The organism is Francisella noatunensis subsp. noatunensis (assembly GCF_009823375.1).
Taxonomy (GTDB): domain Bacteria; phylum Pseudomonadota; class Gammaproteobacteria; order Francisellales; family Francisellaceae; genus Francisella; species Francisella noatunensis.
Genome location: NZ_WBSX01000126.1, coordinates 1 through 5231, shown reverse-complemented (window position 1 = coordinate 5231; position 5231 = coordinate 1). Strand labels below are relative to the sequence as shown.

Below are 5231 nucleotides of genomic sequence, written 5' to 3'. Positions count from 1 at the left end.
CCTCATGTTTTAATCTACCACAAATAAGTTCCGGAGATATCTTCTTTTTTAACAAAGCTATTATTAGCTTTTTAACTTTACAGGATAGCTTATGATTATTTGAAGTTCTGCGGCTTTGATATAGCTTCTGTGCTATCTCAGCATTATAGTCACTATTTATACTAGTGCGATTAAGTTCCTTTTTTATAGCTCTTTCACTATAGCCAATTTTATTGGCTATTTGAGATGTTTGGTATCCTAATTTAAGTAATTCTTCTATACAATATCTATTTGAAAGAGTTAAGTGCTTTGGCATTTTTTAGTTCCTTATCGTTTATTTTAGTTTCGTCAAAACCTAATAAACTATATTTGGAACTCTCTTTCAACTATTTAAAACTTTCAGAATACAATCTAGCCAATATAAATATTTCAGCAATTAGTAAAAATTAACAAGGCTAATCAAAAATTGATACCAAGATAATTTTTTTGATAAATTTGGCTATGGTTATTTCAAATGTTTTTAGTTCCTTAATATGTTATTATACATGGTAATTTTATTTGTAAAACAAAGCTTAAATGTTTAGAAGTCTTCCTCTTTTTATAGGGTTAAGATATATCCGTGCTAAGAAGCGTAATCGGTTTATATCTATTATTTCTGCTATATCTTTTTTGGGTATATCTTTGGGAGTTGCTGTCTTGATTACAGTAATGTCTGTGATGAATGGTTTTGATCAGCAAATCAAAAATAGAATTTTGATGATGGTACCGCCTTTGAAAGTATATCAAATGGGTGGGCAAGTTACTGATTGGCCAAAATTAGCAAAAGAAGTTGAGAAAAGTGCGCCAAGTGTTACAGCAGCAGCTCCTATCGTGGAGTCTCAAGGATTGTTAAGTGCAAATAATGGTGGTAGTACAACTGCTTTTGTACAGATACAAGGTATAGAACCAAAATATCAAACTAAGGTGTTACCAATTGGTGATCATATCATAGAAGGTAAGTTATCATCATTGGATGATAATGAGGGCTATAATATTGTTTTAGGTAGTGTACTAGCAAATAGTTTAGGTGTTAGCATAGGAGATAAAGTTACTTTAATAGTTCCTAAAATAAGCTTAACACCAGCTGGAATGATTCCTAGAATTAAACAGTTTACAGTATCAGGTATATTCTCAATAAGTTATCAATATGATGCTTATTATGCGATGATTAATATTAAAAATGCCCAAAAAGTATTTGAAACAGGTAATTCAATATCATCTCTTCAACTAGGTCTAAAAAACATCTATGATGCGCCACTTGTAAAAAATAAGCTTAATGATGGTGCTATAGCACCATATTATTTCACTCGTGATTGGACTGATGAGAACAAATCTTTCTTTGATGCTTTAAAAATGGAAAAGACAATGATGTTCTTTATCCTATTGCTGATAATTACGGTTGCTATATTTAACCTATTATCCTCTTTGGTTATGGTTGTGACTGATAAACGAAGTGATATAGCCATTCTTAGAACTATGGGGATGTCATCAAGACAAATTATAACTGTGTTTATCTACCAAGGGTTTATAATTGGTTTAATTGGCACAGTTATAGGAGTTCTATTGGGGATTTTACTATCGACTTATGCCACAGAGATTGTTAATTTCATTCAGCATGTTACAGGGAGACAATTCTTGAGTGCTAGCGTGTATCTAATTAATTATATTCCATCGGAGCTTATGTGGTCTGATGTATTTAAGGTTACTTTAGTTTCTATGTTTTTAAGTTTCTTAGCTACACTTTATCCGGCTTGGAGTGCTTCTAAGGTTCAACCAGTAGAGGCGCTTAGATATGAGTAATATAGTTTTAAGTTGCAAAAATGTCTCAAAAAGCTACACAGAATTCAAAACAGATATAGCTATACTAAAAAATGTAAACCTTGAAATTAATAAAGGAGAGAAGGTTGCTATATTGGGTTTATCAGGATCAGGTAAGACAACATTGCTAAATGTTTTGGGTGGACTAGATAAATGTAGCTCAGGTGAAGTAATGCTCATGGGCGAGAGATTTGATAATCAGTCTGTCAATAAGCGCGCAAAGATGCGAAATAAGCATTTAGGCTTTATCTATCAGTTACATCATTTATTGCCGGAATTTACAGCTATTGAGAATGTAATGATTCCATTAGCTATTACCAAAAAGTATACAAAAAAAGAGTCAATAAAGCTTGCCAATGAAATTCTAACAAAAGTTGGTTTAGAGCATCGTGCACATCATAAGCCTGCAGAGCTTTCTGGTGGTGAGCGCCAAAGAGTTGCTATTGCGAGGGCTTTAGTTACCAATCCTAATTGTATCTTAGCGGATGAGCCTACAGGAAACTTAGATAGCCAAAGATCTGAAAGTATATTTGCTTTGATGCAGCAGCTTAGTGATGATTTTGGAACTAGTTTTGTAATTGTCACGCATGATGAGAGACTAGCTAGTCGTATGAATAAAATCTATAGATTAGTAGATGGTGAGTTAGAATTAGTTGAACACGCCAACTAAATCATTATTTATTGATTTTCATTAGTAAAAAATATTTTTATCTGATTCACTTTTAGTATACTGCATAAGTATATAGCCTATAAGTGGTAAAGCTAATGAAGACAATTGTATTTGTATATAAAGACACATTAAAGTCCTATAAAGAAAAGTTCTTACTAAAGATTGAAAAAGATTTACAAAGTTATGAATATCATACTTTAACATTAGATGATTTATCTGAGGTTGTAGAGATTCTTGAGGATAATTCAAGGATATGTTGTATCGTACTTGATAGAACTAGTTTTAGTATTGAAGCATTTCATAATATTGCACATCTTAATACTAAGTTACCAGTATTTGTAGTTTCTGATTATAGCCAAAGTATCAAACTTAATTTACGTGATTTTAATTTAAATATTAACTTTTTACAGTATGATGCTCTAGCTGGTGAGGATTCTGATTTTATTCATAGAACTATTACGAATTACTTCAATGATATTTTGCCACCTTTAACCTATGAGTTGTTTAAATATTCCAAATCTTTTAACTCATCATTTTGTACTCCAGGTCACCAAGGAGGTTACGGTTTTCAGCGTTCGGCAGTAGGTGCATTATTTTATGATTTTTATGGTGAGAATATTTTTAAGACAGACCTATCTATTTCAATGAAAGAGCTAGGAAGTTTATTAGATCATTCTGAGGCTCATAAAGATGCCGAAGAGTATGTCGCAAAAGTTTTCCAAGCTGATAGATCGTTAATTGTTACTAACGGAACATCAACAGCTAATAAAATAGTAGGTATGTATAGTGTTGCCGATGGCGATACAATTCTTGTTGATAGAAATTGCCATAAATCAGTTACACACCTAATGATGATGGTAGATGTTAATCCAATATATCTAAAACCAACAAGAAATGCTTATGGCATAATTGGTGGTATACCTAAAGAAGAATTTCAGCGCCAAGCTATCCAAGAAAAAATTGATAATAGTAGCATTGCAGATAAATGGCCTGAATATGCTGTTGTTACAAATTCAACTTATGATGGTATTTTATATAATACAGATACTATTCATCATGAACTAGATGTTAAAAAGTTACATTTTGATAGTGCTTGGATACCATACGCGATATTTCATCCAATCTATAAGCATAAGTCTGCAATGCAGATTGAACCAAAGCCAGAGCATATAATCTTTGAGACACAATCCACTCACAAACTTCTAGCAGCTTTCAGTCAGTCATCAATGTTGCACATAAAAGGTGATTATAACGATGAGGTTTTGAATGAGGCATATATGATGCATACTTCAACATCTCCTTTTTATCCAATAGTTGCTAGTGTTGAGACGGCTGCGGCAATGATGGAGGGAGAGCAGGGCTACAACCTTATCGATAAAACTATCAATCTAGCGATAGATTTTAGACGAGAGCTAGTTAAGCTTAGATCAGAAGCTGGTGATTGGTTCTTTGATGTTTGGCAACCTGATAATATTTCTAATAAAGAGGCGTGGTTATTAAGAAATGCTGATAAATGGCATGGATTTAAAAATATAGATGGAGATTTTCTTTCATTAGACCCAATTAAGATAACAATCTTAACTCCTGGTATAAAAGATAATGATGTCCAAGATTGGGGTGTACCAGCAGATATAGTAGCTAAGTTTTTAGATGAGCATGATGTTGTAGTTGAGAAATCTGGACCTTATTCATTGTTGTTTATCTTTAGTTTAGGCACTACAAAGGCAAAATCAGTAAGGCTAATATCGGTACTTAATAAATTCAAACAAATGTATGATGAAAATACATTAGTTGAGAAGATGCTACCAACATTATATGCTGAAGATCCTAAGTTCTATGAAGATATGAGAATCCAAGAAGTTAGTGAAAGATTACACCAGTATATGAAAGAGGCTAATCTTCCTAATCTTATGTACCATGCCTTTAATGTGTTACCTGAACAACAGCTTAATCCTCATAGAGCTTTTCAGAAATTACTAAAAGGTAAAGTCAAAAAAGTCCCGTTAGCAGAGCTATATGGACAGACCTCAGCCGTGATGATATTACCATATCCACCAGGTATACCAGTGATATTCCCAGGCGAAAAAGTTACTGAAGAATCTAAGGTAATATTAGATTTCTTATTGATGTTAGAGAAGATAGGATCAATGCTGCCAGGATTTGATACAGATATACATGGACCAGAGAGAGCAAAAGATGGTAAATTATATATCAAAGTGATTGATGAATGCTAGATTGTATTCTGAAAGTTTTAAATAGTTGAAAGAGAGTTCCAAATATAGTTTATTAGGTTTTGACGAAACTAAAATAAACGATAAGGAACTAAAAAATGCCAAAGCACTTAACTCTTTCAAATAGATATTGTATAGAAGAATTACTTAAATTAGGATACCAAACATCTCAAATAGCCAATAAAATTGGCTATAGTGAAAGAGCTATAAAAAAGGAACTTAATCGCACTAGTATAAATAGTGACTATAATGCTGAGATAGCACAGAAGCTATATCAAAGCCGCAGAACTTCAAATAATCATAAGCTATCCTGTAAAGTTAAAAATCTAATAATAGCTTTGTTAAAAAAGAAGATATCTCCGGAACTTATTTGTGGTAGATTAAAACATGAGGGCATTGTTAATATAACTCACAAAGCAATTTACAACTTAATAAGCAAGTTAAAGCTTAGACACTTATTATTTTTCAAAGCTAGACAATATAAATACAAAAAA

General features: G+C 32.3%; 5 protein-coding genes. 4 read left to right on the top strand and 1 reads right to left on the bottom strand.

What is annotated here, in order from left to right; genetic code table 11:
- Positions 1-295 (bottom strand): helix-turn-helix domain-containing protein (locus F8C69_RS08965; protein WP_159184785.1); only part of this gene is annotated, 295 nt, incomplete at its 3' end.
- A gap of 260 nt (positions 296-555) precedes the next feature.
- On the opposite strand from F8C69_RS08965, the gene F8C69_RS08960 reads away from it, so the two are divergent.
- The 4 genes from F8C69_RS08960 to F8C69_RS08945 all read left to right on the top strand — a co-directional run.
- Positions 556-1818 (top strand): lipoprotein-releasing ABC transporter permease subunit, encoded by a 1263-nt coding sequence (locus F8C69_RS08960; RefSeq protein ID WP_159184932.1) that lies wholly within the window; start codon positions 556-558, stop codon positions 1816-1818.
- A complete protein-coding gene (gene lolD / locus F8C69_RS08955; RefSeq protein ID WP_159184931.1) occupies positions 1811-2506 on the top strand; it encodes a lipoprotein-releasing ABC transporter ATP-binding protein LolD in 696 nt (231 codons plus the stop codon). Before F8C69_RS08960 ends, lolD begins: the two co-directional genes overlap by 8 nt.
- A 95-nt stretch (positions 2507-2601) precedes the next feature.
- The gene (locus F8C69_RS08950; RefSeq protein WP_159184930.1) at positions 2602-4740 is read left to right on the top strand and encodes a lysine decarboxylase LdcC; all 2139 of its coding nucleotides are present in this window, start codon (positions 2602-2604) and stop codon (positions 4738-4740) included.
- Positions 4741-4835: 95 nt separating this feature from the next.
- The coding region (locus F8C69_RS08945) for a helix-turn-helix domain-containing protein (protein WP_159184581.1) at positions 4836-5231 on the top strand (396 nt) is incomplete at its 3' end.

Coding starts and splice junctions, on each gene's coding strand:
- F8C69_RS08960 (WP_159184932.1), top strand. CDS start 556: ATGTTTAGAAGTCTTCCTCTTTTTATAGGGTTAAGATATATCCGTGCT.
- lolD (WP_159184931.1), top strand. CDS start 1,811: ATGAGTAATATAGTTTTAAGTTGCAAAAATGTCTCAAAAAGCTACACA.
- F8C69_RS08950 (WP_159184930.1), top strand. CDS start 2,602: ATGAAGACAATTGTATTTGTATATAAAGACACATTAAAGTCCTATAAA.